The organism is Pseudomonas thivervalensis, from assembly GCF_001269655.1.
GTDB classification, from domain to species: Bacteria; Pseudomonadota; Gammaproteobacteria; order Pseudomonadales; family Pseudomonadaceae; genus Aquipseudomonas; species Aquipseudomonas thivervalensis.
This window is the reverse complement of sequence record NZ_LHVE01000010.1, coordinates 122843-147548: the sequence shown is the minus strand read 5'-3', so window position 1 is coordinate 147548 and position 24706 is coordinate 122843. Positions and strand designations below refer to the sequence as shown.

Here is a 24706-nt window from a genome sequence, read left to right as displayed (position 1 = left end):
ACGAAAGGAGTTCCAAATGTCTTTGAAGCTGGGCGTCATCGGCACCGGGGCCATCGGCCAGGACCATATCCGTCGTTGCAGCCAGACCTTGCTCAACAGCCAGGTGGTCGCGGTGACCGACATCAACCTTGCCCAGGCGGCGAAGGTGGTGGCCGACTTGAAATTGACCGCCGAGGTTTATCCCGACGGTCATGCGTTGATCAAGGCGCCGGACGTGGAGGCGATTCTTGTCACCTCCTGGGGCCCGAGCCATGAAGAGTTCGTGCTGGCGGCGATTGCGGCGGGCAAGCCGGTGTTCTGTGAAAAGCCTCTGGCGGTCACCGCCGAGGGCTGCCGCAAGATCGTCGACGCCGAAGTGGCCCATGGCAAGCGCCTGGTGCAGGTCGGTTTCATGCGTCCGTACGATGAAGGCTATCGGGCGCTCAAGGCGGTGATCGACAGCGGCCAGATCGGTGAGCCGCTGATGCTGCACTGCGCCCACCGCAACCCGAGCGTGGGCGAGAACTACAAGACCGACATGGCGATCACCGACACCTTGATCCATGAACTGGATGTGTTGCGCTGGCTGTTGGCCGATGACTACGTCTCGGTGCAGGTGGTCTTTCCGCGCAAGACCAGCAAGGCCCTGGCTCACCTGCGGGACCCGCAGATCGTCCTGCTGGAAACCGCCCGGGGTACGCGCATCGACGTCGAGGTGTTCGTCAACTGCCAGTACGGTTATGACATCCAATGCGAAGTGGTGGGGGAGACCGGCATCGCCAAGCTCCCGGAGCCGTCCCAGGTGCAACTGCGCAGCGGCGCCAAGCTGTCCAATGCGATCCTGATGGATTGGAAGGACCGTTTCATCGCGGCCTACGACGTCGAATTGCAAGCCTTCATCGACGGTGTGCGCGCCGGGCAAGTGGGCGGGCCGTCGGCCTGGGATGGGTTTGCCGCGGCGATGGCGGCGGATGCCTGTGTCGAAGCGCAGCAGAGTGGGCAGATCGTCAAGGTCGACCTGCCCGAACGGCCGCGTTTCTACGGTTAAATGCATTCCCCCTGTGGGAGCGGGCTTGCTCGCGAAGGCATAGTGTCAGTCGACATCAATGTTGAATGTGCCGCCGCCTTCGCGAGCAAGCCCGCTCCCACAGGGGTTGCATTCATTCAGTGATCAACAAGGAACTTTCATGCGAATCGGACTAGTCGGCTATGGCAAGGGTGGGCGGTTCTTTCATGCGCCGCTGATCAGCAGCCTGCCAGGGGCTACGTTCGTCGGCGTGGTGACCCGGTCCGCCGAGCGCCGCCAGCAACTGGCCAGCGATCACCCCGATACCCAAGCCTTCGACACTCTCGAACAATTGGTAGCGGCGGGTGTCGATGCGGTGGTGGTGTCCACGCCGTTGGACGGTCGCCCGGCCATTGTAATGCAGGCCATTGAACTCGGCGTGGCGGTGGTCAGCGACAAACCGTTCGCCCCTGACGCCGCCCAGGCCGAGGCGCTGGTGTTGGCCGCCGAGCGCCGAAATGTGCCCTTGAGCGTGTACCAGAACCGCCGCTGGGATTCGGACTTCCTGACCCTGCGCAAACTGCTGGCGTCCGGTGCCCTGGGTCAGGTCATCCGTTTTGAATCCAGCGTCGAACGCTATTCGCCGACCTCGGTCGGCAAAGGCAGCGGTGGCGGGTTCCTGCGCGATCTCGGCAGCCACTTGGTGGACCAGGCACTGCAACTGTTCGGGCCGGTGGTGCGGGTCTATGCCGAGCTGGACTACCGGCAGCCAGGTCAGGAATTCGACAACGGCTTCTTCATGTCCTTGACCCACGCCAACGGCGTGATCTCCCACTTGAGCGGCAATTGCGTGCAAAACGCACCGCGCCCGCGCTTTCGGGTCAACGGCACCCAGGGTTGCTACACCGTCGAAGGCTTGGACGGGCAGGAGGCCCAAGCGCTGGCCGGCTTGAGCCCGGCGACCGAGGGCGAACGCTGGGGGGCCGAAGAGCATCGGCGCTGGGGCTGGTTCGAACACGGCACCGAGCGCGAGCGGGTGACCTCGGAACGCGGCTGCTGGCTGGCGTTTTACCAACAGCTGCAAAGCGCATTGCAGGGCGCTGGCCCGCTGCCGGTGGAGGCCCGTGATGCGCTGGCGACCACGCGCATCCTCGACGCGGCCAGGCAGAGTGCCGAACAGGGCGAGGTGATGTGTTTATCCGCGTCTGTGGGACATGGAATAAAAAACGAATAAAATTCTAAAATTAGTTGATGTGGAAAATATTTTCCAATAAAGTCGATTCCAGGTGACCGACAACCCTGTCTGCCTCTGCCAAGCCAGCCTTGAATGGAGACAGACGAAACAAAAACAAGAAACACAGCTAGGTACCGTCGATGAAAACCTTCAGCCGTTCTGCGTTTCACCTGTCACATCTGCTGCGCCTGTCCGCAGTCCTTCCCCTGTTCGAATCCCTGTGTATCCAGCGCAAGGGCGCCGTGGTCTGTTGCATGCCCGGCGCGCCCATCGTGCGTTTGCCCCGTTCCTGATCCGTCACGCCTTATCCATAAAACCAACAAAAAAGTGGAGAAAGACCGTTCATGAAGACCAAGACCCGTATCGCCTCGCTGGCCCTGTCGTTGATGCTCACCAGCGGCGCTGCCCTGGCGGACCTGAAGATCGGCGTCAGCATGTCCCAGTTCGATGACACCTGGTTGACCTACCTGCGCGAATCCATGGACAAGAAAGCCAAGTCCCTGCCGGACGGCGTCACCCTGCAGTTCGAAGATGCGCGCAGCGACGTGGTCAAGCAACTGAGCCAGGTAGAGAGCTTCATCAGCCAGAAGGTCGATGCGCTCATCGTCAACCCGGTGGACACTGCCGCGACCCAGCGCATCACCAAGGCCGCGGTGGCCGCAGGTATTCCACTGGTGTACGTCAACCGTCGCCCGGACGATCCGAAGTTGCCTGAAGGGGTGGTCACCGTGGCCTCCGACGACCTCGAAGCCGGGCGCATGCAGATGCAATACCTGGCCGACAAGATGGGCGGCAAGGGCGACATCGTGATCCTGCTGGGTGACCTGGCCAACAACTCCACCACCAACCGCACCAAGGGCGTCAAGGAGGTACTGGCCAAGTACCCGGGCATCAAGATCGAACAGGAGCAGACCGGTATCTGGTCGCGGGACAAGGGTATGACCCTGGTTAATGACTGGCTGACCCAAGGTCGCGAGTTCAACGCGGTGGTGTCCAACAACGACGAAATGGCCATCGGCGCGGCCATGGCCCTCAGGCAAGCGGGTAAAAAGAAAGGCAGCGTATTGATTGCCGGGGTCGATGGCACGCCGGACGGTTTGAACGCCATCAAGAAAGGCCAAATGGCGGTCTCGGTGTTCCAGGACGCCAAGGGCCAGGCCGATGGCTCCATCGACACGGCGGTCAAAATGGCCAAGGGCGAGAAAATGGCGTCCGTCGTGGTGCCGTACCGCTTGATCACGCCGGAAAACGTCGATCAGTTCAAGTGACGTTCAACCCGGTCCCACCACAACAATAAGCAGGCAAGGTTGCAACGCCACCTTGCCGAGGGAGTACCTGATCATGTTCGCTTCAGCGACTGCTTCGAGCGCCCCGGCCATGACTTTCCAGCCGGACGTATTACTTGATGAGCCGTACCTGCTGGAAGTCGTCAATGTCAGCAAGGGCTTTCCCGGTGTGGTGGCCCTGTCCGATGTCCAACTGCGGGTACGCCCCGGCTCCGTGCTGGCCTTGATGGGTGAAAACGGGGCGGGCAAATCCACCTTGATGAAGATCATCGCCGGCATCTACCAGCCGGACGCCGGCGAACTGCGTCTGCGTGGCAAACCGGTAACGTTCGACACGCCACTGGCGGCGTTGCAGGCCGGCATCGCGATGATCCATCAGGAGCTGAACCTGATGCCCCACATGAGCATTGCCGAAAACATCTGGATCGGCCGCGAGCAGCTCAACGGCCTGCACATGGTCGACCATGGCGAGATGCACCGCTGCACCGCCCGGCTCCTGGAACGCCTGCGCATCAAGCTCGATCCCGAGGAGCAGGTGGGTAACCTGAGCATCGCCGAGCGGCAGATGGTGGAGATTGCCAAGGCCGTGTCCTACGACTCTGACATCCTGATCATGGACGAGCCGACCTCGGCCATCACCGAGACCGAAGTTGCCCACCTGTTCTCGATCATTGCCGACCTCAAGTCCCAGGGGAAGGGCATCATCTACATCACCCATAAAATGAACGAAGTGTTCGCCATCGCCGATGAAGTGGCGGTGTTTCGCGACGGCGCCTACATCGGCCTGCAACGGGCCGACAGCATGGACGGCGACAGCCTGATTTCGATGATGGTCGGGCGCGAGCTGAGCCAGTTGTTCCCGGTGCGCGAACAACCCATCGGTGAGTTGGTGCTGTCGGTGCGCGACCTGAGTCTGGACGGCATCTTCAAAGGCGTGTCCTTCGACCTGCATGCCGGGGAGATCCTGGGCATCGCCGGGTTGATGGGCTCGGGCCGGACCAACGTGGCCGAAGCGATCTTCGGCGTGACCCCGAGCACCGGCGGCGAAATCCGCCTGGACGGCCAACCGGTGCGCATCAGCGACCCGCACATGGCCATCGAAAAAGGCTTCGCGCTGTTGACCGAGGACCGCAAGCTCAGTGGTCTGTTCCCGTGCCTGTCGGTGCTGGAAAACATGGAGATGGCCGTGCTGCCCCATTATGTCGGCAACGGCTTCATCCAGCAGAAAGCCCTGCGCGCCTTGTGCGAGGACATGTGCAAGAAGCTGCGGGTCAAGACTCCGTCGCTGGAACAGTGCATCGACACCTTGTCCGGCGGCAACCAGCAGAAAGCGCTGCTGGCGCGCTGGCTGATGACCAACCCGCGCATCCTGATCCTCGACGAGCCGACCCGCGGTATCGATGTTGGCGCCAAGGCCGAGATCTATCGGCTGATTTCTTACCTCGCCAGCGAAGGCATGGCGGTGATCATGATTTCCTCGGAGCTGCCGGAAGTATTGGGCATGAGCGACCGGGTCATGGTGATGCACGAAGGCGACCTGATGGGCACCCTCGACCGCAGCGAAGCGACCCAGGAACGCGTGATGCAACTGGCCTCGGGCCTGTCCTGATGCTCGTCGTTCGGATCAATAACGTCGAGCAATAATCCCGTGGCGAGGGAGCAACGCTCGCGCTGGGTCAGTAGAACGGTGTAGGAGCTGTAGGAGCTGTCGAGTGCAACGAGGCTGCGATCTCTCCCCAGACACTTGGATCTCAAGCGAAAGATCAAAAGATCGCAGGCTTCGCCAGCTCCTACAGAACCCAGCGCGAGCTTGCTCCCTCGCCACAGATAAAAAAGGTGAATGGTTATGAACGCGATACTGGAAAACAAACCCGCGGCAGCACCGAACAGGACCCGGCGGCGGTTGCCGACGGAACTGAGCATCTTCCTGGTGCTGATCGGCATCGGCCTGGTGTTCGAAATGTTCGGCTGGATCATGCGTGACCAGAGTTTTCTGATGAACTCCCAGCGCCTGGTGCTGATGATCCTGCAAGTATCGATCATCGGCCTGCTGGCCATCGGCGTGACCCAGGTGATCATCACCACCGGGATCGACCTGTCGTCCGGCTCGGTGCTGGCGCTGTCGGCAATGATTGCCGCCAGCCTGGCCCAGACCTCGGACTTCGCCCGGGCGGTGTTTCCCTCGCTGACGGATTTGCCGGTGTGGATACCGGTGGTGGCGGGGCTCGGGGTCGGGCTGCTGGCCGGGGCGATCAACGGTAGCATCATCGCCATGACCGGCATCCCGCCGTTCATTGCCACCCTCGGCATGATGGTCTCGGCCCGTGGCCTGGCGCGCTACTACACCGAAGGCCAGCCAGTGAGCATGTTGTCCGATTCCTATACCGCCATTGGCCATGGTGCGATGCCGGTGATCATCTTCCTGGTGGTGGCGGTAATTTTCCACATTGCCCTGCGCTACACCAAGTACGGCAAGTACACCTACGCCATTGGCGGCAATATGCAGGCGGCGCGGACCTCGGGTATCAACGTCAAGCGCCACTTGGTGATCGTCTACAGCATTGCCGGGTTGCTGGCGGGGTTGGCCGGCGTGGTGGCCTCGGCGCGGGCGGCGACCGGGCAGGCAGGCATGGGCATGTCCTATGAACTGGACGCGATTGCCGCGGCGGTGATCGGCGGCACCAGCCTGGCGGGCGGGGTGGGGCGCATCACCGGGACCGTGATCGGGGCGCTGATCCTCGGGGTGATGGCCAGCGGCTTTACCTTCGTCGGGGTCGATGCCTACATCCAGGACATCATCAAGGGCCTGATCATCGTGGTGGCGGTGGTCATCGACCAGTACCGCAACAAGCGCAAACTCAAGCGCTGATAGCCGAAAATTGCGACAAAGCGCCACGCCTGACCCGCGTGGCGTTGCCATTTGTCTTCTTAATACAGCAATTGCACCGAATTTCTTGTTATAAACGCACTCCGATGACTGCCAAAAGCCTGTCAGAGAACATTTGAGGGGGTTGTCGGACATTTTCCCTATGTTTTCAGTTGCTGAGGCCTCGACTCGGCCTTAGACTGCCGCCCCTCGTAAATTGAGTGCCGGGTGGCGCTTGGAATAGACGGCGCCTTTCCCGATGAGCGTGGCAGCTGCGCTGCGGGACGCTCCATAATTCGCCTTAATGCACGTTTTTTTATAGAGAAATCAATGACAAAGGAAAAGTTGCTGGCCATGCCGGCGGATGACTACATGAATGCCGAGCAGCTGGCTTTCTTCACCAAGCTGTTGCAGAACATGAAAGTCGAAACCCACGAGCGCATCGAACAGAACCGAATCGCCATTGAGAGCCTGGACACCCCGGCCGACCCGGCGGACGCTGCTTCCGTAGAAGAAGAGCGGACCTGGCTGGTCAACGCCATCGATCGCGACCAGCGCATGCTGCCTCAACTGGAGCAGGCCTTGGACCGCATCAACGACGACAGCTTTGGCTGGTGCGACGACAGCGGCGAGCCGATCGGCCTCAAGCGCCTGCTGATCAGCCCGACCACCAAGTACTGCATCGAAGCCCAGGAACGTCACGAACAGATCGACAAGCACCAGCGTCAGGCCTGATTCGCGTTTTCCCAAAAAAGATCGCGACCTTTTGACGAAGGTCGCGATCTTTTGTTTTCGCCCGTGCCGGTTCGGCGACTCCCGTTGACCTGCTGCAAGAACACGACTAATGGACCATGGATAATGGCTCGGTAGTGGCGTTTAATGCGGTCATAACAACGAGAGTGTGGGTGACGAACATGGCGACAGACGGAACGCTGGCGGGTGCGGTGCCGGCCTCGGTAGCCGAAACGAAAGGCGCGGCGCGCTGGCTGACGCCGACTCTGCAGAGTCTTGCCCTGGCCTTGCTGCTGTGCGGCATGGCCCTGGGTGGCTGGTCGCTGTACCTGGGCCTGCCGCTGGTGATGCTGATCGTCTGGTTGCCACGCTTGCGTTCGCGCGTGGCCGGGGCAACCGCACCCCCCACCGACACGTTGGCTGAGCTGACCCGCGACTTGTCCTACACCACCAGCCATAACGCCCTGTCGGCGGCCGGTGTCGCCTATTCGGTCAAGCAATTGGCCGGCAAGGTCCAGTCCCAGCTCGATGCGGCGGCGCAGATCGTCAGCAATGCCGAATCGATGATTGCCACCGAACAGGCCACTTCGCAACTCAGCCAGCAGGCCCTGGGCGCCGCCAGCGAGGCCCATCGCAGCAGCGTGGCCGGGCGCAGCGAATTGGTAGAGTCCATCAGCCGCATGCACCAGCTCAGCCAGCGCGCCAACGACAGCCGTGAGTTGATCGAAGCCTTGAGCGTGCGCAGCGATGAAATCCAGCGGGTCAGCCTGGTGATCCAATCGATCGCCAGCCAGACCAACCTGCTGGCGCTGAACGCGGCCATCGAGGCGGCCCGGGCCGGTGAGCATGGCCGTGGGTTCGCGGTGGTGGCCGATGAGGTCCGTGGCCTGGCCGGGCGCACAGCCGCGGCGACCGGCGAGGTCGGGGTGATGGTGGCCGACATCCAGCAGCGCACCGCCCAGGTGGTGGAGCAGATCCGTCAACTGGCCGCTGACCTGGACAGTGGTGTGCAGCAGGTCGAGCACACTGGCCAGCACCTGGAAAACATCGCCCGGCTCGCCGCTGGCGTCGAAACCCAGGTCAGCGCCATCGCCCAGGGCACCGACACCAATCGCGAACAACTCGACAGCCTGTTCCATGCCATCGAGCAGATGCGCAGCGACCTGTCCGTCAGCGACCAGCAGACCCAGCGGCTGGCCGAGGCGGCGGTGCAGATGGAAGGCCAGGCCGAAACCATCAGCGAACGCCTGGCCGAGGTGGGCCTCGACGATTACCACCAACGGGTCTACGACCTGGCGCGGGAAGGGGCGAGCCAGATCGCCGCGCAGTTCGAAGCCGATATCGACCAGGGCCGTGTCAGCCTGGAGGATTTGTTCGACCGTAACTACCAAGCGATCCCCAATACCCAGCCGGCCAAATACCAGACCCGCTTCGACCGTTACACCGACCAAATCCTGCCGGCGATCCAGGAACCGCTGCTGGCCCGCCACGAGGGCTTGGTGTTTGCGATTGCCTGCACCCAGCAGGGCTATGTGCCGACCCACAACAAGGTCTTCAGTCAGCCGCTGACCGGCGATCCCCAGGTGGACACGTTGAATAACCGCACCAAGCGCAAATTCTCCGATCGCACCGGAATCCGCTGCGGCAGCCACCAGCAGCCGGTACTGCTGCAGACCTACACCCGGGATACGGGGGAGTTGATGCATGATCTTTCCGTACCGATCATGCTCAAGGGGCGTCATTGGGGTGGCTTGCGCTTGGGCTACAAACCCGAGAAGCCGCGCTAGGTTTCAATACTGTCGATGTGGCAAGGGCGCCTTTGTGGCGAGGGAGCTTGCTCCCGCTGGGCTGGTGTAGGAACTGCCGGAGGCTGCGATCTTTTGATCTTTTGATCTTTTGATCTTTCGCTTGAGACTCAAGTGTTTGGGGAAAGATCGCAGCCTCGTTGCACTCGTCAGCTCCTACACAGCTCCTACACAGCTCCTACAGGGCGCACCCCAGCGGGAGCAAGCTCCCTCGCCACAAAAAGCGAGGGAGCATTCAGCCAATGGACATTGCGCTACTTGCCACCGTGCAGGCGCACGTTCAGTTGATCCACCAGCACCGCTTCTTCGCCGTCGGCGAGCAGCCAATCCTGAAGCAGCTCTTTCTGCAGGTCCGACCAGAAACCAGCCTCCACCAGCTTGATCTTCGGGGGCAGCGGGTTGGCCATGATGAAATCGTCAATGGCCTGGTCGTCGGAGGGCAGGCCGAGTTGGTCGAACAGGGTCTTGAGGTCGTGGGAAGGCTGTTCCATGGAAGTCTCCTTTGGGTGAGGCGCCGCCATGGCGCCTCGCTGCTTACCTTTATCTGAGGCAAGCGGTCATCAGGAGTTCGATTGGAATCAGGCTTTCAAGGCTCCTTCATCCACGGCGGCCTTCAGCGCCTTGGCCGCTTCTCTGGCAGCCTCGGCAGCGATCTGCGAGGTCTTGAACCAGCGATCCTTTTCAACCTGGTGGCATCTGACGGTGGTCAACGGTGGCTTGGCCCGCATCACGATGACAGCCTGGAACTCGCCCTCGACTTCCCTGGCTTCGCCCCGGATAAAAAATTCGCCAATATCAAATTCCGTCACGTCGCGCCTGCTCCTCAAAATCATTATGGGTGCGCGATCCGCCCGTTGAACGACGGTCTTCGCTGAGCGGGCAGTATGGCAGCAGTTGCCCGCCGGCGGCTGAGTTAAGTCATTCATAGGCATTCAGGCGCCGTGTTCGAGACGCCTGGCCAGGTAGCAGGCCTCGTTATGGTCGGTTCGGAAACCTCTTACGCGTCCAGTCGATGTTTCTTCGATGTGAAAAAAACACTTGCCGGCCAAGACCACCCGATAACGCGGCTGAATCAACAAAACGGGCAGGCAATTGACGCCGTGAGGGCTGTTGGCTGGTTCAACGATACGAGGGGTGACGGGGTGGGGCTGGGTGGTGAAAGTGGCCATTGTGAATTCCTTTTCATGGTTTACCGACGAAGTGCCGGGTACTTCGAGTAGTCTCCACGCCTTCGGCTGCTCTAGAATCGGCAGTGTCGTGTGGACGGCAGCGCCTATCTAAAGCAATTTTTTTTGGGCTCGATGTCAGAAAAATGCTTTTTTAAGTGAGAAAATTCCCTAAAGTTAGTAGTCCTATCTTTTCCGATGCTCAGAGTGGCTTTTTCCTTCAGCCTCTGGCGACCCCCCGGGAAAGACGGCGAGAGCGACAACCTTTAGTCTGCTCTCGGCCCGGGACAGGGCGCGCCGGTCATTTCGAACTTCAATTACAGGTCCATTACGACACTACAGTCGGTACGGGTTCTCGTGGTCCGTCCTTTGCGCAGGGCGGGTTTCTTTCAAAGATGGGGATGTTTCCTTGGCAGTAAGTAATCTCGACATGCATGCGTTATTCGTACTTGGTGACCTGCGGGCAAAACTGGTCAAACAATTCCAGTCACGTTTCGTCTACATCACCGAGCAGACCGCCGAAGGTATTTATGTCGCCGAAATCGACACCGAGTCGGCGCTGGTGGTCGATGACAAGCCCAGGCTGGAACTCAAGGTCGGTGATCATTTTCGTGCAGCGGTATTGCCCAGCCGCGAAGGTGGCAAGTTTGAAATCCGTTTTCGCGAAATCAAGCTGACGGTCTATGGCCTGGGCGATTACGCCTTCGTCACGACCCCCGGCGGTCAGGCAATCCTGTTCAAGGAAGGCCACAGTGTGGTGACCGTGTTCGCGGCCAACGAACAATTGCAGGAAGGCTTGACCAAGACCTTGAAGGCGGTCACCGCCAAGGCCGCCAAGTGGCGCAAGGGTGAACTGGTGACTTTCAAGGCCAGCGAGTGACAGGCTCAACGCGGGTGAAAAACGTGTAGACGTTGGGACTTTCAGGGGCAGTGCAGCCAAACCACTGACAGTTTCGCAAGATCTCGCTGGAACCTCGGCTACAGTCAATTGACTGAACTATTCAGGGGCTTGCGTTCCGTTACGCAGGGCCGTTCAGCTATTGCTGTATCTGGCACGAGGTGCAAAGCATGAAACGAGTTCGACAGTGGCTGGCTGCCTGGGCCACCTTCGCTGTGTTGGTTTCACCCCTTCCGGCGTCGGCTGCCACAGCGCCGCTCCACTTTGCCGACTTGAATTGGGAGAGTGGCAGCCTGATCACCGAGATCCTGCGGGTCATCGTCGAAAAAGGCTATGGATTGCAGACCGATACCTTGCCCGGCACCACCATTACCCTGGAAACCGCCCTGGCCAATAACGATATTCAGGTGATCGGCGAGGAATGGGCCGGCCGCAGCCCGGTGTGGGTCAAGGCCGAGGCCGAAGGCAAGGTGGTCGCCTTGGGCGATACGGTCAAAGGCGCGACCGAAGGCTGGTGGGTGCCCGAATACGTCATCAAGGGCGACCCGGCCAAGGGCATCAAGCCCCTGGCGCCGGACCTGCGCAGCGTCGAGGACCTGGCGCGCTACAAGCACGTGTTCAAGGACCCGGAAAGCCCCGACAAGGGCCGCTTCCTCAACAGCCCCATCGGCTGGACCTCCGAAGTGGTCAACAAACAGAAGCTCAAGGCGTACGGCCTGTCTGACAGCTACGTGAATTTTCGCAGCGGCTCGGGGGCGGCGTTGGATGCGGAAATCAGTTCGACGATCCGCCGGGGCAAGCCGATCCTGTTTTACTACTGGTCGCCCACGCCCCTGCTCGGACGCTTCAAGCTGGTGCAGTTGCAAGAGCCACCGTTCGATGCCGAGGCCTGGAAAACCCTGACCGACGCCGACAACCCCAATCCGAAGCCGACCCGCTCGCTGGCCTCGAAACTGTCGATTGGCGTGTCCTCGCCGTTCCAGAAGCAATACCCGGAGATTACCGGGTTCTTCAGCAAGGTCGACTTGCCCATCGAGCCGCTGAACAAGGCCCTGGCCGACATGAGCGAGAAGCGCACGCCGCCCCGTGAAGCCGCCGAGGCATTCCTCAAGGCCCATCCCCAGGTCTGGCAGGCCTGGTTGCCCAAGGAGGTCGCCGACAAGGTGTCCGCCGGTCTCTAGGGCGCCCATGCCAGCGGGTTGAACGCTTGATCCTGAGCAATGAATCATTCACTGGAAACTGGCAACCTGCGCCCGTCCAGCGAAATGCCAAATTCCAGCTAGGATGATTGTTCAACCTTTTTCAGGAGGCTGGCGAATGACGCTTCTATTGGCTCGGTCGCTGGTCGCAGTGTTTGCGACCATCAGCTTGATTCATTTGTATTGGGCCCTGGGTGGGCGGTGGGCGGCCCTGGCGGTGGTGCCCCAGGTGCCGGTGAAGCAAGGGGACGCGCTGCGCCCGGCGTTCGACCCCTCGGGCGGGCTGACGTTGCTGGTGGCCTTGGCGCTGCTGATGATTGCGCTGCTGGTGTGCCTGCGGGTCGGCCTGTTGGCACAACCGGTCACCCATCGGGCGTTGCAGTGGCTGATCAGCGCGATTGCCTTGATGATGTTCGCCCGGGCCATTGGCGAGTCGAACCTGGTGGGCTTCTTCAAGGAGGTCAAGGGCTCGACATTCGCCAGGCTCGACACCTGGGTCTATTCGCCGTTGTGCGTGGTGCTTGGGGCCGGGTTGTTGACGGTGGCGTGGGCCTGACTGACTCCGTCACCCGACCGAACACAGTTGTGGCGAGGGAGCTTGCTCCCGCTGGGCTTGTGTAGGAGCTGTGTAGGAGCTGACGAGTGCAACGAGGCTGCGATCTTGTCCCAGTCAATTGAATCGCAAGCGAAAGATCAAGATCAACAGATCGCAGGCTTCGCCAGCTCCTACAGGGCGCACCCCAGCGGGAGCAAGCTCCCTCGTCACAAAAGCTGTACCGGCTTGAGATACCTGTCAGTCGGTACGGCGGCTGCTCACCTCTGCCGGCACATCATCCCCAGCCATGCGCTTGCGGAACAGTGCCGCCCGGGCCAGCAGCAGGGTGGTCACCGGTACCGTGATCGACAGCAGGATCGGGATCAGCCAGGCATGCAGCACCGGTCCTGACTTGAGCGCCGAGAAATACACAATCGAGGCCAGGGCCACGCACCAGGCGCCCAGCGTGGAGGCCAGGGCCGGTGGGTGCATGCGCTGGAAATAGTCCTTCAGCCGTACCAGACCGATCGCTCCAGCCAGGGCGAAGAAGCTGCCGAGCACCAGCAGGATCGCCACCGGGATTTCCACCCACATCGACAGTTCGCCAGTCATTCGATCACCTCGCCACGCAACAGGAACTTGGCCAGGGCAAACGAGCCGACAAAGCCGAACAGGGCGATCAGTAGCGCCGCCTCGAAATAGGTGTCGCTGGCATAACGGATGCCCAGCACCAGCATCATCAGCATCGCCACGATGTACAGGTAGTCCAGGGCCAATACCCGATCCTGGGCCGACGGGCCCTTGAACAGCCGCCACAGGGTCAACACCATCGCCAGGGAGAACAGGAACAGGCTCAACAGGATCGCATTGGACAGCAGCGGGCTCATTGGAAAATCTCCATCAAGGGGCGCTCGTAGGTGGCCTTGAAGTGCGCGATGAATGACGCCTCGTCTTCCAGGTCGAACACATGCAACAACAGGATGCTGCGGTCGAGGGCCAGTTCCGACCAGACGGTCCCGGGGATCACCGTGGTGATCATCGACAGCGCGGCCAGGCCGTTGGCGTCGTGCAGGTCCAGTGGCACCTTGATGAACCGCGAGCGAGGCGGACGGCGCCCGGCGTTCAGCACCCCCCAGGCCACCGCCAGGTTGGACACCAGCACGTCTCGGCCCACCCGCAGGAACAGGCGCAACACCACCCAGGGCCGGCGGATACGGATGGGGCGTGGTCGCAACGGGCGCATCATCAACGGCGCCAGGAAGCCCAACGCTGCCCCCAGCAGCAGATGGCCGGCGCTGACGGAGACGTTCAGCACCAGCCACAGCAACCACAGCGCCAGGGACAGCCACGGGGCGGGAAACAGGCGCTTCATGGCTGCACCTCCTGCAACGCGGCGCGGGCTTCAGGGTTGGGCACGGCGCGGGTGGCGAGTACCGACATCACGTAATGTTCCGGCGTGTTCAGCGCGTCGGCGGCGGATTGGGTATAGCGCAGCAACGGCTCGGCCTTGAAGGTGAGGGCGATGCCCAGGCCCAGCAGCACGACGATCGGCAGGCATTCGAACGGCCGCAGCAACGGTGACGGGCGTTCCTGGGGCGTCCAGAAGCGCTGGATGCCCAGGCGCGAGAACGCGATCAACGAGGCCAGCCCCGACAGGATCAACAACGCCAACAAGCCCCACGCCTGGTTCGACATCGGCGCCCCGGCGCTGGCGCCGAACCCTTGGGGATTGAGCAAGGCACTGAGCAGGCTCAGCTTGCCGATGAACCCCGAGAGCGGCGGCATGCCGATGATCAACAGCGCACAGAAGATAAAGCTCAAGCCCAGGAACGCCATGGTCCAGGGAATCACTTGCCCGACCACGGCTTTCTGCTCGTCATCGAGGTTGATGCCCTTGGGCGGCTGCAGGGATTCCAGCGGTCGCGGCAACGTGTCGAAGTCGTCGTCCAGGGACAATTCATTGGCCGAGCGCGAACGTTCGATCAGCTCGGCCAGCAAGAACAGCGCGCAGAGTGCCAGGGTCGAACTCACCAGGTAAAACAGTGCCGCACCCACCAGGTTCGGTTGGGCGAAGCCGATGGCCGACAACAGGATCCCGGCCGAGACCAGGATACTCAGGCTCGCCATGCGCTCCAGGCGTTGGGCCGCGAGAATGGCGATGGCGGCGCAGACGATGGTCGCCATGCCGCCGTAGACCAGCCAATCGGCGCCGAAATACGCCGAGGCGCCGGCCTGGCCGGAGAACAGCAGCGTCCACAGGCGCAGGATCGTGTAGATACCGACCTTGGTCATGATCGCAAACAGCGCCGCCACCGGTGCGCTGGCAGCGCTGTAGGCCGGCACCAGCCAGAAGTTCAGCGGCCACATGCCGGCCTTGGCCAGGAACGCCACCGCGAGGATGCCTGCGCCGGCGTGCAGCAAGCCGCGGTCGGCCTCCGGCACCAGCGGGATTTTCAGGGCCAGGTCGGCCATGTTCAACGTGCCGGTGACGCCATAGATCAGCGCAGCGCCGATCAGGAACAGCGACGAGGCCAACAGGTTGATGGAAATGTAATGCAGGCCCGATGACACCCGCGCCCGACCCGAGCCGTGCAGCATCAAGCCGTAGGAGGCCGCCAGCAGTACCTCGAAGAACACGAACAGGTTGAACAGGTCCGCCGTGAGGAAGGCGCCGTAGAGGCCCATCAACTGGATCTGGAACAACGCATGGAAACTGGCGCCGGCGCGGTCCCAGCGGGCCGTGGCGAAGAGCAGGGCGCTGACGCCGATGATGCCGGTCAGGACCAGCATCAGCGCCGACAGGCGATCGACCACCAGGACGATGCCGAACGGCGCTTGCCAGTTTCCCGGCAGGTATACGCCAATGGACGCGGGCAGGGCCTGGTCCTGGGTCCAGTACAGCAACAGCACGGCGATGCCCAGGCCTAGCAGGCTGGACAACAGATTGATCCGGGCCTTGAGCGGGCGGTGTTTCTCGCCCAGCATCAGCATCAACGCGGCGGTCAGCAGCGGCAGCAGGATGGGCGCGGCGATCAGATGAGGCGTCAAGATCATTCCTTGGGCTCCCGACCGTCCACGTGGTCGGTACCGGTCAGGCCCCGGGACGCCAGCAGCACCACCAGGAACAGCGCGGTCATGGCGAAGCTGATCACGATGGCGGTCAGCACCAGGGCCTGGGGCAGCGGGTCGGTGTAGTGCAACAGGTCCTGGGGCACGCCGTCCTTGATGATCGGTTCCTTGCCGATGAACAGGCTGCCCATGCTGAAGATGAACAGGTTGACGCCGTAGGACAGCAGGCACAGGCCCATGACCACCTGGAATGTCCGTGGCCGCAGCACCAGCCAGACACCGGAGGCGGCCAGTACGCCGATTGCGATTGCGATGACTTCTTCCATCAGGCGGTGGCTCCTTGGGCGGGGGCGACGGGTTTGGCTTGCAGGCCCGGCTTATGGGCCCGTACCGACTGGTGAGCCAGGGCGGTGAGAATCAACAGGGTGGAACCGACCACCACGGCGTAGACGCCGATGTCGAAGAACAGCGCGCTGGCCAGATGGATGTCCCCCAGCAGCGGCAATTCGAAATGCCAGGTGTGGGTGGTCAGGAACGGATAACCCACGGCCATCGCCCCCAGGCCGGTGGCCGTGGCGAACAACAGCCCGGTGCCCATCCAGCGCAGCGGTCGCAGGCTCATTTGCGCCTCGACCCACTGGGTGCCGGCGACCATGTATTGCAGGATGAACGCCACCGACATCACCAGCCCGGCCACGAAGCCGCCACCGGGTTGATTGTGGCCGCGCATGAACAAGTAGAACGACACCACCAGGGCGATCGGCAGCAGCAGGCGCACCAGCACCGACGGCACCATCATGAAACCCAGGGCGGTATCGCTGGCATGGCGCGGGTTGACCAGGTCGGTGACCACGTCTGGCGCCAGCAGGCGCTGTTGCGCCGGCAGCTGCATGCTTTCCTTCGGTGGACGGAAGCGTCTTAGCAGGGCGAACACCGCCAGGGCCACCGCCACCAGCACGGTGATTTCCCCCAGGGTATCGAAGCCACGGAAGTCCACCAGCATGACGTTGACCACGTTGCTGCCGCCGCCTTCGGGCAGGGCCCGGCTCAAGTAGAATGACGAAATGTCGTTGGGCGTTTGCCGCGTGAGCATCGCGTAGGACAACAGCGCCATGCCGCCGCCGACGGCGATGGACAGCAGCAAGTCCCGCAGGCGTCGGATGCGCGCGCGCCGCTCGCTGTTGGGCAACGGCGAGACATCCTCGATTCGCCGTGGCAGCCAGCGCAGGCCCAGCAGGATCAACACCGTGGTGACCACTTCCACCACCAGTTGCGTCAAGGCCAGGTCGGGCGCGGAGAACCAGACGAAGGTCACGCAGGTCATCAAGCCGCAGACGCTGACCATGGTCAGGGCCGCGAGCCGGTGATACTTGGCCTGCCAGGCCGCACCCAGGGCGCAGATGATCGCCAGCAGCCACAAGGTGACGAAGACGATGGAGCCGGGGATCTTCGGTCGGTCGCCCCAGACCAGCGTGCTGTGCAGCATCGGGATCAGTCCGGCCAACACCGCCGCCAGCACCAGGAAAAACAGTTGGGCTTGCAGGCGCCGGGTACTGATCCTGCGTTCCAAGCGCCGGCTCTGGCGCATCATCAGCACCAGGCACCGCTCGAACAGGCGCTTGCCGCTGAGCCGGCCAATGAACGGCGGATGCTTGATATGACCTAGGCGGAACTGCTTGCGCAGCAACAGGTACAGGACGATGCCGCCGGACATTGCCACCAGGCTCATGATCATCGGTGCGTTCAGGCCGTGCCAGATCGCCAGGCTGTAGTCGGGCAGCGTACCGCCCACCACTGGCAACGCGGCCGCAGCGAGCAACGAGCCGACCACCTGGGCCGGAAAGATCCCCACCAACAGGCAGGTGAACACCAGCAACTCCACCGGCGCGCGCATCCAGCGCGGTGGCTCATGGGGGGTGTGGGGCAGGTCGGTGGCGGCGGGGCCGAAGAACACATCCACGGTGAAGCGCAGGGAATAGGCGACGCTGAAGGTCCCGGCGATGGTGGCGATGATTGGTAGCCCCAACTCGACCCAGGCCGTGGCGGAGATGAACACGGTCTCGGCGAAGAACATTTCCTTGGACAGGAAGCCATTGAGCAGCGGCACCCCGGCCATCGCCGCACTGGCAACCATGGCCAGGGTCGCGGTGAACGGAATCAGCCGCACCAGGCCGCTGAGCTTGCGAATGTCCCGGGTGCCGCTTTCGTGGTCGATGATCCCGGCGGCCATGAACAGCGACGCTTTGAAGGTGGCGTGGTTGAGAATATGGAACACCGCCGCCACCGCCGCCAGCGGACTGTTCAGGCCCAGCAGTAGAGTGATCAGCCCGAGGTGGCTGATGGTGGAGTAGGCCAGCAGGCCCTTGAGGTCGTTCTGGAACATCGCGCAGTAGGCGCCCAGCAGCAACGTACAGGCCCCCGCGCCGCCGACGATGTAAAACCATTCTTCGCTGCCCGACAGCGACGGCCATAACCGCGCCAGCAGGAACACCCCGGCCTTGACCATGGTCGCCGAGTGCAGGTACGCCGACACCGGCGTGGGGGCGGCCATCGCGTGGGGCAGCCAGAAGTGGAACGGAAACTGCGCGCTTTTGCTCAGGGCGCCGATCAGGATCAGCGGCAACAGAATGGGGTAGAGGGCATGGGCACGGATCAGGTCGCCGGCGGCCAGGACCTTGTCCAGCTCATAGCTGCCCACCACATGGCCGAGCAGCATCACTCCGGCCAACAGGCAAAGCCCACCGGCGCCGGTCACCATTAACGCCATATAGGCACCGCGTCGAGCGTCGGCGCGGTGGTGCCAGTAGCCGATCAGCAAGAACGAGAACAGGCTGGTCAATTCCCAGAAAAATACCATCTGGATCAGGTTACCGGAGATCACCAGCCCGAGCATGGCGCCCATGAACGCCAGGAAAAAAGCGAAGAAGCGCGGCACCGGATCGTCCGGCGACATGTAGTAGCGGGCATACAGCGACACCAGCGTGCCGATGCCCAGCACCAGCAACGAAAACAGCCAGGCAAAGCCGTCCAGGCGCAGCACGAAATCCAGGCCCAGGCTGGGCAACCACTGATAGTGCTCGCGGATCACGCCGCCGTCGGCGATCTGCGGGTACAGCAACGCCACCTGAACCGTGCCGGCCAGGGCCACGAGGCCGGCCAGCAGTGATTCGGCGTTACGGGCGTTATGCGGCAGCAGCGCCGCGACACAGCTGCCGATGAAGGGCAAAAGCAATAGAACTATCAGGGACATAGGCTTCTATTCGGCGGAAGGTTGTGAGGGATCATACGTGGCGTATTCCGGATCACCAACCGCGAGGGTGTCGCAGAATCCTACAAAGTAGGTGGGGTTTTCTGACTTTGCGTTGTTTTGCTCAGTGGACACAACTTGGGAATCAGCACGAAATCTCGCGCCTTACTCCTGTGGCGAGGGAGCTTGCTCCCGCTGGGCTACGCAGTAGCCCCAAAACCATTCACCCCGGTGTGTCAGGTTGATTGCATTCGGCTTCTTTGGGGTCGCTGCGCAACCCAGCGGGAGCAAGCTCCCTCGCCACAGGGTCAATCACCATCGCAGGTAACCGGCCTCACTGCTCCCGCTCAAGCCCCTCATCCACCTCGACAACACCTTTGCTGCGAGTCTTCAGCTCACTGACAATCACCGCCGCCACGATCAGCGCAGCGCCGAACAACGCGATCGCCGGCAACCGCTCGCCGGCCAGGCGTCCGGCGATGCCGGCCCATACCGGTTCGCCGGCATAGATCAGCGTGGCGCGGGTCGGCGAGACGCTTTTCTGGGCCCAGTTCATCGCCACTTGGATCGCTGCGCTGGCAGCGCCCAGGCCCACGGCGCTGACCAGCAGCAACAGGGAGAAATCCGGGATCGTTTCCTGGGTCGGCACGACCATCAGGAACGCCAGCACCGCCGTGCTCGCCAGTTGCACCACGGTCACCCGACGCACATCGACCTGGCCGGCATAGGCGCTGATCAGGATGATCTCGGCGGCAATCGCGATGGCGCTGATCAGCGTGGCGATTTCACCGGGGCTGAAGTTCAGCGAGGCCCCGGCCGGGCCCGACACCAGCATCAGCCCGGTGAACGCCAGCATGATGCCGATGCTGGGCATCAAGCCCGGCCGACGGCCCAGCACCAGCCACTGCAGCAAGGGTACAAACGGCACGTAAAGCGCGGTGATGAACGCCGACTGGCTGCTGGGAATGGTTTGCAGGCCAACGGTCTGCAGGCCATAGCCGAGCATGATCGCCACGCCGATGAAGCAGCCGGCCTTGAGTTCGAACAGCGTCAGGTCTCGCAGGTGACGCCAGGAGAACAGCGCGACAAACGCGGCCGCGGCGGCAAAGCGCAGACCGACGAAAAACATCGGCCCGCTGACCGTCATGGCATGCTGCACCAACAGGAAAGTCCCACCCCAGATCATGGTAATCAGCACCAACACGCATTCGGCCTTGCTGAACCTTGAGAAGCGGGAGGAAGCTTGTGGGGAATTCACCGATGCCATGACCTTGCGCGCCACTTGAGGCGGACGCACAATGCGCCCGAAGTTGGGCAGTATAATGCGCAACCCTGCCATGTGAGCAATATAGTGCACAAAGAATCCGGCCAGCGGGCCTCCGTCCTGCAACACGTCAGCCAGAACGTCCGTCGTCTGCGGCACGCCGCCGAGCTCAGCCAGACGGCGCTGGCCGAGCTGTCGGGGGTCAGCCGGCGAATGCTGGTGGCTATCGAGGCCGGCGAAAAGAACGTCAGCCTGACGACCTTGGACCGGGTCGCCGAAGCCCTCGATGTCGCCTTCAGCGATTTGATCCAGGCCCCCGAAGCCCGCGACCCGAGCCGCATCAACGAACTGGTCTGGGCCGGTGTGATCCCAGGCAGCAAAGCTGTATTGCTCGCCAAGGCCACCGCCAGCCGTGAGGTAGAACTCTGGGAATGGCGGCTGGAGCCGGGCGAGCATTACCATTCCGAGTGCGACGCAGATGGATGGAGTGAACAACTTTATGTATTCGAAGGCTGCCTGACGTTGCTGCTGGGCAGCGAAGAGCGCCGCATAGGCGTCGGTGAGTTCTTCATGTTCGCCAGCAACCAGCCCCATGCCTATCGCAACGATGGCCCGGTGGCGGCGAGATTCGTACGCAACGTGGTGATTTAATTTCCCTGGGAGAAGAGCGGTATGGACACAGCGCCAGAGCGACAGGGCAGCGGCCTCATCCGCGAAGCCGACATCCTGATCATCGGCGGCGGCCTGAGTGGTGCCATGCTGGCCGCGCAGTTGCTGCGCCTGCCCGGTCGGCGCGAGGTGCTGATCGTCGAGCCGCGCAGTGAGCTGGGCCGGGGCGAGGCCTACAGCGCCGTGGAACTGGGCCACACCTTGAACGGCAACGCGGCGCGCATGAGCGTCGACCCGGACAACGCCGATGACCTGACTCAATGGCTCACTGAGTTCATTGAGGCCGGCGGCTGGCCCGAGTCGGATCAGCAGCACGTGCCCATCAGCGAGTTGTTCCCACCCCGGGGGATGTTTGGCCTCTATGCGCAGCAACGCCTGGCCGAGGCTCGCGTGTTGGGCGCACAAAACGGTTCGACCGCCGAGCACGTGCGCGGCGAGGCTGTGGACTTGCGACTTGCCGACGATGCCGTGACGCTGACGCTGGACGACGGCCAAGTCTTGCGTGGCCGTTTCGCGGTGCTGGCCACGGGCATGTTCCCGGCGGCGCGCACCCCGCAAACCGAATCCAGCGGCTTGAATGCCGCAGCCCTCGACCCTTGGGATGTGGCTGCGATGCGCCAGCTCGACCCACAGTCCACGGTGCTGATCATCGGCTCGGGGCTGACCATGGTCGATGCCGTCGTGTCCCTGGAACAGGCCGGCCACCGCGGGCCGATCGAAGTGTTTTCCCGCCACGGCCTGCTGCCCCATGTGCGCCGTCAGCCACCCGCCTGGGTGGATTTCCTCGCCGAAGATCACAACCTGCGTTCTCCCCGCCAATTGATGCGGGCCCTGCGCGAGCAATGTCGCCAGGCCCAAGCCCAAGGGATCGATTGGCAAGCGCCGCTGGACACCGTGCGCGCGCACATCGGGCGCTTGTGGAACCAGGCCAGCGATGTGCAGCGCCGCCAGTTCGTACGGCATGTACGGCCCTGGTGGGAGAGTCATCACCATCGCTCGCCGCCGTTGAGCGCGGAGCTGGTGGCGCGGCTGCATGGGGAAGGGCGGCTGCGGATCCAGGCGGCGTCGTTCAAGGGGCTGGCAGCGTCCGCCGAAGGATCGGTGGCCATCAGCGTTCGCCGACGGGGCGAGGCAGGATTGGAAGTGGTGCAGGGCGCCGCGTTGATCAACTCCAGCGGCATTGAATATGACTGGCGTCGGGTTGCACGGCCATTGCCGCAACAGTTGCTGGTTCGAGGGTTAATCCAACCGGGGCCGCTGGCTTTGGGCATCGCCGCGCGTGCCGATGGTGCGGTGCTGGATGCGCAGGGCGAGCCGGCCAGCCGCTTGTTCGCCATGGGCCCGCCACTGCGGGGGATGTGGTGGGAGAGTACTGCTGTGACTGATGTGGCGAGCCAGGCTAAGGGGTTGGCGGGGCGGTTGGTTGAACTGCAAACCCTTCTCTAGGTTGAACACAGTCCCTCTGTGGCGAGGGAGCTTGCTCCCGCTGGGCTACGAAGTAGCCCCAAAACCATTCACCCTGGTGTGTCAGATTGATTGCATTCAGCCTCTCTGGGGTTGCTGCGCAACCCAGCGGGAGCAAGCTCCCTCGCCACAAGAACCGTTCACATGAGCGGTTTGCTCAGCAAGTTATTGCTCGCTGACCTTCACCCAACGTTCTTCCCGCGCCGCAACGCGAATCGCCGCCGCCAGGCGCTCCACTTCCCAGGCCTCGTCGAAGTCCGTACCGCTGGCACCTTCGCCAGCGAGGGCCATGACCAGTTCCTGCACCTCCAACGTCTTCAATTCGTTATACCCCAACTGGTGCCCGGCGGCCGGGCTGAACGCGGCATAGCCGGGCAAGTCCGGGCCGGCCAGCAGGCGCTGGAAGCCTGGCTGGCCGGCGCGACACAGGCGCAGTTCATTCAGTCGTTCCTGATCGAACGCCAGGGTGCCGAGGGTGCCGCTGATCTCGAAACTCAGGTGATTTTTGTAGCCGTGCTTGAGCCAACTGCTGCTCACCGTGCCCCGTGCACCGTTGGCGAAACGCAGCAGCCCATGGACTTGGTCATCCACGGCGATGGCCCGCTGTTCGGCACTGCCGGCACTGGCAGGGCGTTGGTGGTGCACGGTCTGGCTGTCGGCGCACACCGCCTCGACATCGCCCAACAAGTGCCGGGCCATGGCCAGCAGGTGGCTGCCCAGGTCCGCCAGTGCGCCACCGGCGTGGGTCGCTTCGCAACGCCATGACCACGGCGAGGCGGGATCGGCCATGAAGTCTTCGCTGAACTCGCCTTGGAAACTGATGATCTGCCCCAGTTCGCCGCGTTGGATCATCTCCCGCGCCCGTTGAATCATCGGGTTGTGCTGGTAGTTGTAGCCGACCCGCGTCACCACCCCGGCGGCCTTGGCCGCTTGGCGCATTTGTTCGGCCTGTTCCAGGGACACCGCAAGGGGTTTTTCACAATAGACCGGCTTGCCCGCCGCCAACGCCGCCATGGCCATCGGGAAGTGCAAATGGTTGGGTGTAGTGATGGCGACCAACTGAACCTTCGGGTCATCGATCAGCCGTTGCCAGTCGCTGTGGGCCGTTTCGAATCCCCAACTCTGGGCGCATTGCCGGGCACGCTGCGGATCGGCGTCGGCCAGGGCCGCCAGTGTCAGGTTCAGGGGGAGGTCGAACACAGCCTTGGCATTGTGGAACGCCAAGGCATGGGCACGGCCCATGAAGCCGGTGCCAATCAGACCGATGCCGAGTTCGCGCATGAGGAAGAGCCCTTTGAATTGTTATTGTCAGAAGGGTTCTTTATGGAATAAATATTCTCAAATTGCAAATAGTGGAATAAATATTCATTTCCATAGCTACTGAAGATCCCCTTGTGGGAGCGAGCTTGCTCGCGATAGCAGTGGGTCAGCAGTACTGGTGTGACCTGATACAGCGCTATCACGAGCAAGCTCGCTCCCACAGGGGATTTTCACAGGTCTGTCATGGAGCCCGCTGTCAGGACAGAAACCCACCATCCACATTCAATGCCACACCCGTGGTATAGCTCGACGCATCGCTCGCCAGGTACAGCACCGCGCCGGCCATTTCGCTCGGGTCGGCCACGCGCTTGAGGGGGATCTGCGCCAGGGCGGTTTTCAGGATCGCGTCGTTCTTGACCAGCGCCGAGGCAAACTTGGTGTCGGTCAGGCCCGGCAACAGGGCGTTGCAACGGATGCCGAACTGCGCGCATTCCTTGGCGAAGACCTTGGTCATGTTGATCACCGCGGCCTTGGTCACCGAGTAGATGCCCTGGAAAACCCCCGGCGAAATGCCGTTGATCGACGCCACGTTGATGATGCTGCCGCCGCCGTTCTCGCGCATCAACTTGCCGGCTTCCACCGACATGAAGAAATAGCCGCGGATGTTCACGTCCACGGTTTTCTGGAACGCACCCAGGTCGGTGTCCAGGACGTTGCAGAATTGCGGGTTGGTGGCGGCGTTGTTCACCAGGATGTCCAGGCGCCCGAACTGTTCGCGGATGCCGGCGAACACCTGGCTGATCTGCTCCATTTCACCGATGTGGCAGGCGATGGCGGTGGCCTTGCCGCCCGCGGCGATGATGGCATCGGCCACGTGCTGGCAACCGTCGAGCTTGCGGCTGGACACGATCACATGGGCGCCTTGCTGGGCCAGCAGTTTGGCGATGGCCTCGCCGATGCCACGGCTGGCGCCGGAAACGAAGGCGATTTTACCGTCGAGGTCGAACAACTGGGTCTTGGACATGCT

25 protein-coding genes are annotated in these 24706 nt (G+C 62.4%); 13 read left to right on the top strand and 12 right to left on the bottom strand.

Annotated features, from left to right (window positions below; genetic code table 11):
* The first annotated feature begins 16 nt into the window (after positions 1–16).
* The 8 genes from iolG to AD659_RS15505 all read left to right on the top strand — a co-directional run bounded on the left by iolG (position 17) and on the right by AD659_RS15505 (position 8890).
* A complete protein-coding gene (gene iolG / locus AD659_RS15535; protein WP_053122804.1) occupies positions 17–1027 on the top strand; it encodes a bifunctional inositol 2-dehydrogenase/D-chiro-inositol 1-dehydrogenase in 1011 nt (336 codons plus the stop codon).
* A 139-nt stretch (positions 1028–1166) separates the two neighbouring features.
* Positions 1167–2219: a Gfo/Idh/MocA family protein gene (locus tag AD659_RS15530; protein WP_053122801.1), complete on the top strand. Its 1053-nt coding sequence runs from the start codon at positions 1167–1169 to the stop codon at positions 2217–2219.
* Between the two features lie 140 nt (positions 2220–2359).
* Complete coding sequence (locus AD659_RS29985; protein ID WP_167352829.1) at positions 2360–2512, top strand: hypothetical protein; 153 nt, start codon at positions 2360–2362, stop codon at positions 2510–2512.
* A 51-nt stretch (positions 2513–2563) separates the two neighbouring features.
* The gene (locus tag AD659_RS15525) at positions 2564–3487 is read left to right on the top strand and encodes a sugar ABC transporter substrate-binding protein (RefSeq protein ID WP_053122798.1); all 924 of its coding nucleotides are present in this window, start codon (positions 2564–2566) and stop codon (positions 3485–3487) included.
* 73 nt (positions 3488–3560) lie between these two features.
* The gene (locus AD659_RS15520) at positions 3561–5114 is read left to right on the top strand and encodes a sugar ABC transporter ATP-binding protein (RefSeq protein ID WP_053122796.1); all 1554 of its coding nucleotides are present in this window, start codon (positions 3561–3563) and stop codon (positions 5112–5114) included.
* A 237-nt stretch (positions 5115–5351) separates the two neighbouring features.
* Positions 5352–6374, top strand: coding sequence for an ABC transporter permease (locus AD659_RS15515; RefSeq protein ID WP_053122794.1), 1023 nt, complete (start codon positions 5352–5354; stop codon positions 6372–6374).
* A 327-nt stretch (positions 6375–6701) separates the two neighbouring features.
* Positions 6702–7106: a TraR/DksA family transcriptional regulator gene (locus AD659_RS15510; protein ID WP_003202859.1), complete on the top strand. Its 405-nt coding sequence runs from the start codon at positions 6702–6704 to the stop codon at positions 7104–7106.
* A gap of 116 nt (positions 7107–7222) precedes the next feature.
* A complete protein-coding gene (locus AD659_RS15505; protein WP_425287130.1) occupies positions 7223–8890 on the top strand; it encodes a methyl-accepting chemotaxis protein in 1668 nt (555 codons plus the stop codon).
* Positions 8891–9162: 272 nt separating this feature from the next.
* On the opposite strand, the gene AD659_RS15500 is transcribed toward AD659_RS15505, so the two are convergent.
* The 3 genes from AD659_RS15500 to AD659_RS15490 all read right to left on the bottom strand — a co-directional run bounded on the left by AD659_RS15500 (position 9163) and on the right by AD659_RS15490 (position 10077).
* Positions 9163–9399 carry a DUF2789 family protein gene (locus AD659_RS15500; RefSeq protein WP_053122790.1) on the bottom strand — a complete coding sequence of 79 codons (237 nt, stop codon included), beginning with the start codon at positions 9397–9399 and terminating at the stop codon, positions 9163–9165.
* Positions 9400–9486: 87 nt separating this feature from the next.
* Complete coding sequence (locus tag AD659_RS15495) at positions 9487–9717, bottom strand: hypothetical protein (RefSeq protein WP_053122857.1); 231 nt, start codon at positions 9715–9717, stop codon at positions 9487–9489.
* 123 nt (positions 9718–9840) lie between these two features.
* Complete coding sequence (locus AD659_RS15490) at positions 9841–10077, bottom strand: hypothetical protein (protein ID WP_153043871.1); 237 nt, start codon at positions 10075–10077, stop codon at positions 9841–9843.
* Positions 10078–10504: 427 nt separating this feature from the next.
* Here AD659_RS15490 and AD659_RS15485 point away from each other — a divergent pair, with 427 nt between their 5' ends.
* The 3 genes from AD659_RS15485 to AD659_RS15475 all read left to right on the top strand — a co-directional run bounded on the left by AD659_RS15485 (position 10505) and on the right by AD659_RS15475 (position 12727).
* Positions 10505–10954 carry a hypothetical protein gene (locus AD659_RS15485; RefSeq protein WP_053122788.1) on the top strand — a complete coding sequence of 150 codons (450 nt, stop codon included), beginning with the start codon at positions 10505–10507 and terminating at the stop codon, positions 10952–10954.
* 188 nt (positions 10955–11142) lie between these two features.
* A complete protein-coding gene (locus tag AD659_RS15480) occupies positions 11143–12153 on the top strand; it encodes an ABC transporter substrate-binding protein (protein ID WP_053122786.1) in 1011 nt (336 codons plus the stop codon).
* A gap of 136 nt (positions 12154–12289) precedes the next feature.
* The gene (locus AD659_RS15475; RefSeq protein WP_053122783.1) at positions 12290–12727 is read left to right on the top strand and encodes a DUF3995 domain-containing protein; all 438 of its coding nucleotides are present in this window, start codon (positions 12290–12292) and stop codon (positions 12725–12727) included.
* 237 nt (positions 12728–12964) lie between these two features.
* On the opposite strand, the gene AD659_RS15470 is transcribed toward AD659_RS15475, so the two are convergent.
* From AD659_RS15470 to AD659_RS15440, 7 genes are all read right to left on the bottom strand, one after another.
* The gene (locus AD659_RS15470; RefSeq protein WP_053122781.1) at positions 12965–13318 is read right to left on the bottom strand and encodes a Na+/H+ antiporter subunit G; all 354 of its coding nucleotides are present in this window, start codon (positions 13316–13318) and stop codon (positions 12965–12967) included.
* Positions 13315–13593, bottom strand: coding sequence for a K+/H+ antiporter subunit F (locus AD659_RS15465; RefSeq protein ID WP_003202841.1), 279 nt, complete (start codon positions 13591–13593; stop codon positions 13315–13317). The genes AD659_RS15470 and AD659_RS15465 overlap by 4 nt, the downstream gene beginning before the upstream one ends.
* Positions 13590–14078: a Na+/H+ antiporter subunit E gene (locus AD659_RS15460; RefSeq protein WP_053122779.1), complete on the bottom strand. Its 489-nt coding sequence runs from the start codon at positions 14076–14078 to the stop codon at positions 13590–13592. The genes AD659_RS15465 and AD659_RS15460 overlap by 4 nt, the downstream gene beginning before the upstream one ends.
* Positions 14075–15760: a monovalent cation/H+ antiporter subunit D gene (locus AD659_RS15455; RefSeq protein WP_053122777.1), complete on the bottom strand. Its 1686-nt coding sequence runs from the start codon at positions 15758–15760 to the stop codon at positions 14075–14077. The genes AD659_RS15460 and AD659_RS15455 overlap by 4 nt, the downstream gene beginning before the upstream one ends.
* Positions 15757–16101, bottom strand: coding sequence for a Na+/H+ antiporter subunit C (locus AD659_RS15450; RefSeq protein WP_003202835.1), 345 nt, complete (start codon positions 16099–16101; stop codon positions 15757–15759). Before AD659_RS15450 ends, AD659_RS15455 begins: the two co-directional genes overlap by 4 nt.
* Positions 16101–19025 carry a monovalent cation/H+ antiporter subunit A gene (locus AD659_RS15445; RefSeq protein ID WP_053122775.1) on the bottom strand — a complete coding sequence of 975 codons (2925 nt, stop codon included), beginning with the start codon at positions 19023–19025 and terminating at the stop codon, positions 16101–16103. The genes AD659_RS15450 and AD659_RS15445 overlap by 1 nt, the downstream gene beginning before the upstream one ends.
* Positions 19026–19356: 331 nt before the next feature.
* Positions 19357–20361: a DMT family transporter gene (locus AD659_RS15440; protein ID WP_053122773.1), complete on the bottom strand. Its 1005-nt coding sequence runs from the start codon at positions 20359–20361 to the stop codon at positions 19357–19359.
* A gap of 12 nt (positions 20362–20373) precedes the next feature.
* Here AD659_RS15440 and AD659_RS15435 point away from each other — a divergent pair, with 12 nt between their 5' ends.
* The gene (locus tag AD659_RS15435; RefSeq protein ID WP_018612737.1) at positions 20374–20937 is read left to right on the top strand and encodes a helix-turn-helix domain-containing protein; all 564 of its coding nucleotides are present in this window, start codon (positions 20374–20376) and stop codon (positions 20935–20937) included.
* A 21-nt stretch (positions 20938–20958) separates the two neighbouring features.
* Positions 20959–22401 carry an FAD/NAD(P)-binding protein gene (locus tag AD659_RS15430; RefSeq protein WP_053122771.1) on the top strand — a complete coding sequence of 481 codons (1443 nt, stop codon included), beginning with the start codon at positions 20959–20961 and terminating at the stop codon, positions 22399–22401.
* A gap of 183 nt (positions 22402–22584) precedes the next feature.
* Here AD659_RS15430 and AD659_RS15425 read toward each other — a convergent pair whose 3' ends face one another.
* Both AD659_RS15425 and AD659_RS15420 read right to left on the bottom strand, forming a co-directional pair.
* Positions 22585–23700: a Gfo/Idh/MocA family protein gene (locus tag AD659_RS15425; RefSeq protein ID WP_053122769.1), complete on the bottom strand. Its 1116-nt coding sequence runs from the start codon at positions 23698–23700 to the stop codon at positions 22585–22587.
* A 235-nt stretch (positions 23701–23935) separates the two neighbouring features.
* Positions 23936–24703 (bottom strand): SDR family oxidoreductase, encoded by a 768-nt coding sequence (locus AD659_RS15420; RefSeq protein ID WP_025213231.1) that lies wholly within the window; start codon positions 24701–24703, stop codon positions 23936–23938.
* Between the last annotated feature and the right edge of the window lie 3 nt (positions 24704–24706).

What these genes read in the sequence shown, in the direction of transcription:
- iolG (WP_053122804.1), top strand. Translation starts at nt 17, where the DNA reads ATGTCTTTGAAGCTGGGCGTCATCGGCACCGGGGCCATCGGCCAGGAC.
- AD659_RS15530 (WP_053122801.1), top strand. Translation starts at nt 1,167, where the DNA reads ATGCGAATCGGACTAGTCGGCTATGGCAAGGGTGGGCGGTTCTTTCAT.
- AD659_RS29985 (WP_167352829.1), top strand. Translation starts at nt 2,360, where the DNA reads ATGAAAACCTTCAGCCGTTCTGCGTTTCACCTGTCACATCTGCTGCGC.
- AD659_RS15525 (WP_053122798.1), top strand. Translation starts at nt 2,564, where the DNA reads ATGAAGACCAAGACCCGTATCGCCTCGCTGGCCCTGTCGTTGATGCTC.
- AD659_RS15520 (WP_053122796.1), top strand. Translation starts at nt 3,561, where the DNA reads ATGTTCGCTTCAGCGACTGCTTCGAGCGCCCCGGCCATGACTTTCCAG.
- AD659_RS15515 (WP_053122794.1), top strand. Translation starts at nt 5,352, where the DNA reads ATGAACGCGATACTGGAAAACAAACCCGCGGCAGCACCGAACAGGACC.
- AD659_RS15510 (WP_003202859.1), top strand. Translation starts at nt 6,702, where the DNA reads ATGACAAAGGAAAAGTTGCTGGCCATGCCGGCGGATGACTACATGAAT.
- AD659_RS15505 (WP_425287130.1), top strand. Translation starts at nt 7,223, where the DNA reads ATGGATAATGGCTCGGTAGTGGCGTTTAATGCGGTCATAACAACGAGA.
- AD659_RS15500 (WP_053122790.1), bottom strand. Translation starts at nt 9,399, where the DNA reads ATGGAACAGCCTTCCCACGACCTCAAGACCCTGTTCGACCAACTCGGC.
- AD659_RS15490 (WP_153043871.1), bottom strand. Translation starts at nt 10,077, where the DNA reads ATGGCCACTTTCACCACCCAGCCCCACCCCGTCACCCCTCGTATCGTT.
- AD659_RS15485 (WP_053122788.1), top strand. Translation starts at nt 10,505, where the DNA reads ATGCATGCGTTATTCGTACTTGGTGACCTGCGGGCAAAACTGGTCAAA.
- AD659_RS15480 (WP_053122786.1), top strand. Translation starts at nt 11,143, where the DNA reads ATGAAACGAGTTCGACAGTGGCTGGCTGCCTGGGCCACCTTCGCTGTG.
- AD659_RS15475 (WP_053122783.1), top strand. Translation starts at nt 12,290, where the DNA reads ATGACGCTTCTATTGGCTCGGTCGCTGGTCGCAGTGTTTGCGACCATC.
- AD659_RS15470 (WP_053122781.1), bottom strand. Translation starts at nt 13,318, where the DNA reads ATGACTGGCGAACTGTCGATGTGGGTGGAAATCCCGGTGGCGATCCTG.
- AD659_RS15465 (WP_003202841.1), bottom strand. Translation starts at nt 13,593, where the DNA reads ATGAGCCCGCTGCTGTCCAATGCGATCCTGTTGAGCCTGTTCCTGTTC.
- AD659_RS15460 (WP_053122779.1), bottom strand. Translation starts at nt 14,078, where the DNA reads ATGAAGCGCCTGTTTCCCGCCCCGTGGCTGTCCCTGGCGCTGTGGTTG.
- AD659_RS15455 (WP_053122777.1), bottom strand. Translation starts at nt 15,760, where the DNA reads ATGATCTTGACGCCTCATCTGATCGCCGCGCCCATCCTGCTGCCGCTG.
- AD659_RS15450 (WP_003202835.1), bottom strand. Translation starts at nt 16,101, where the DNA reads ATGGAAGAAGTCATCGCAATCGCAATCGGCGTACTGGCCGCCTCCGGT.
- AD659_RS15445 (WP_053122775.1), bottom strand. Translation starts at nt 19,025, where the DNA reads ATGTCCCTGATAGTTCTATTGCTTTTGCCCTTCATCGGCAGCTGTGTC.
- AD659_RS15440 (WP_053122773.1), bottom strand. Translation starts at nt 20,361, where the DNA reads ATGGCAGGGTTGCGCATTATACTGCCCAACTTCGGGCGCATTGTGCGT.
- AD659_RS15430 (WP_053122771.1), top strand. Translation starts at nt 20,959, where the DNA reads ATGGACACAGCGCCAGAGCGACAGGGCAGCGGCCTCATCCGCGAAGCC.
- AD659_RS15425 (WP_053122769.1), bottom strand. Translation starts at nt 23,700, where the DNA reads ATGCGCGAACTCGGCATCGGTCTGATTGGCACCGGCTTCATGGGCCGT.
- AD659_RS15420 (WP_025213231.1), bottom strand. Translation starts at nt 24,703, where the DNA reads ATGTCCAAGACCCAGTTGTTCGACCTCGACGGTAAAATCGCCTTCGTT.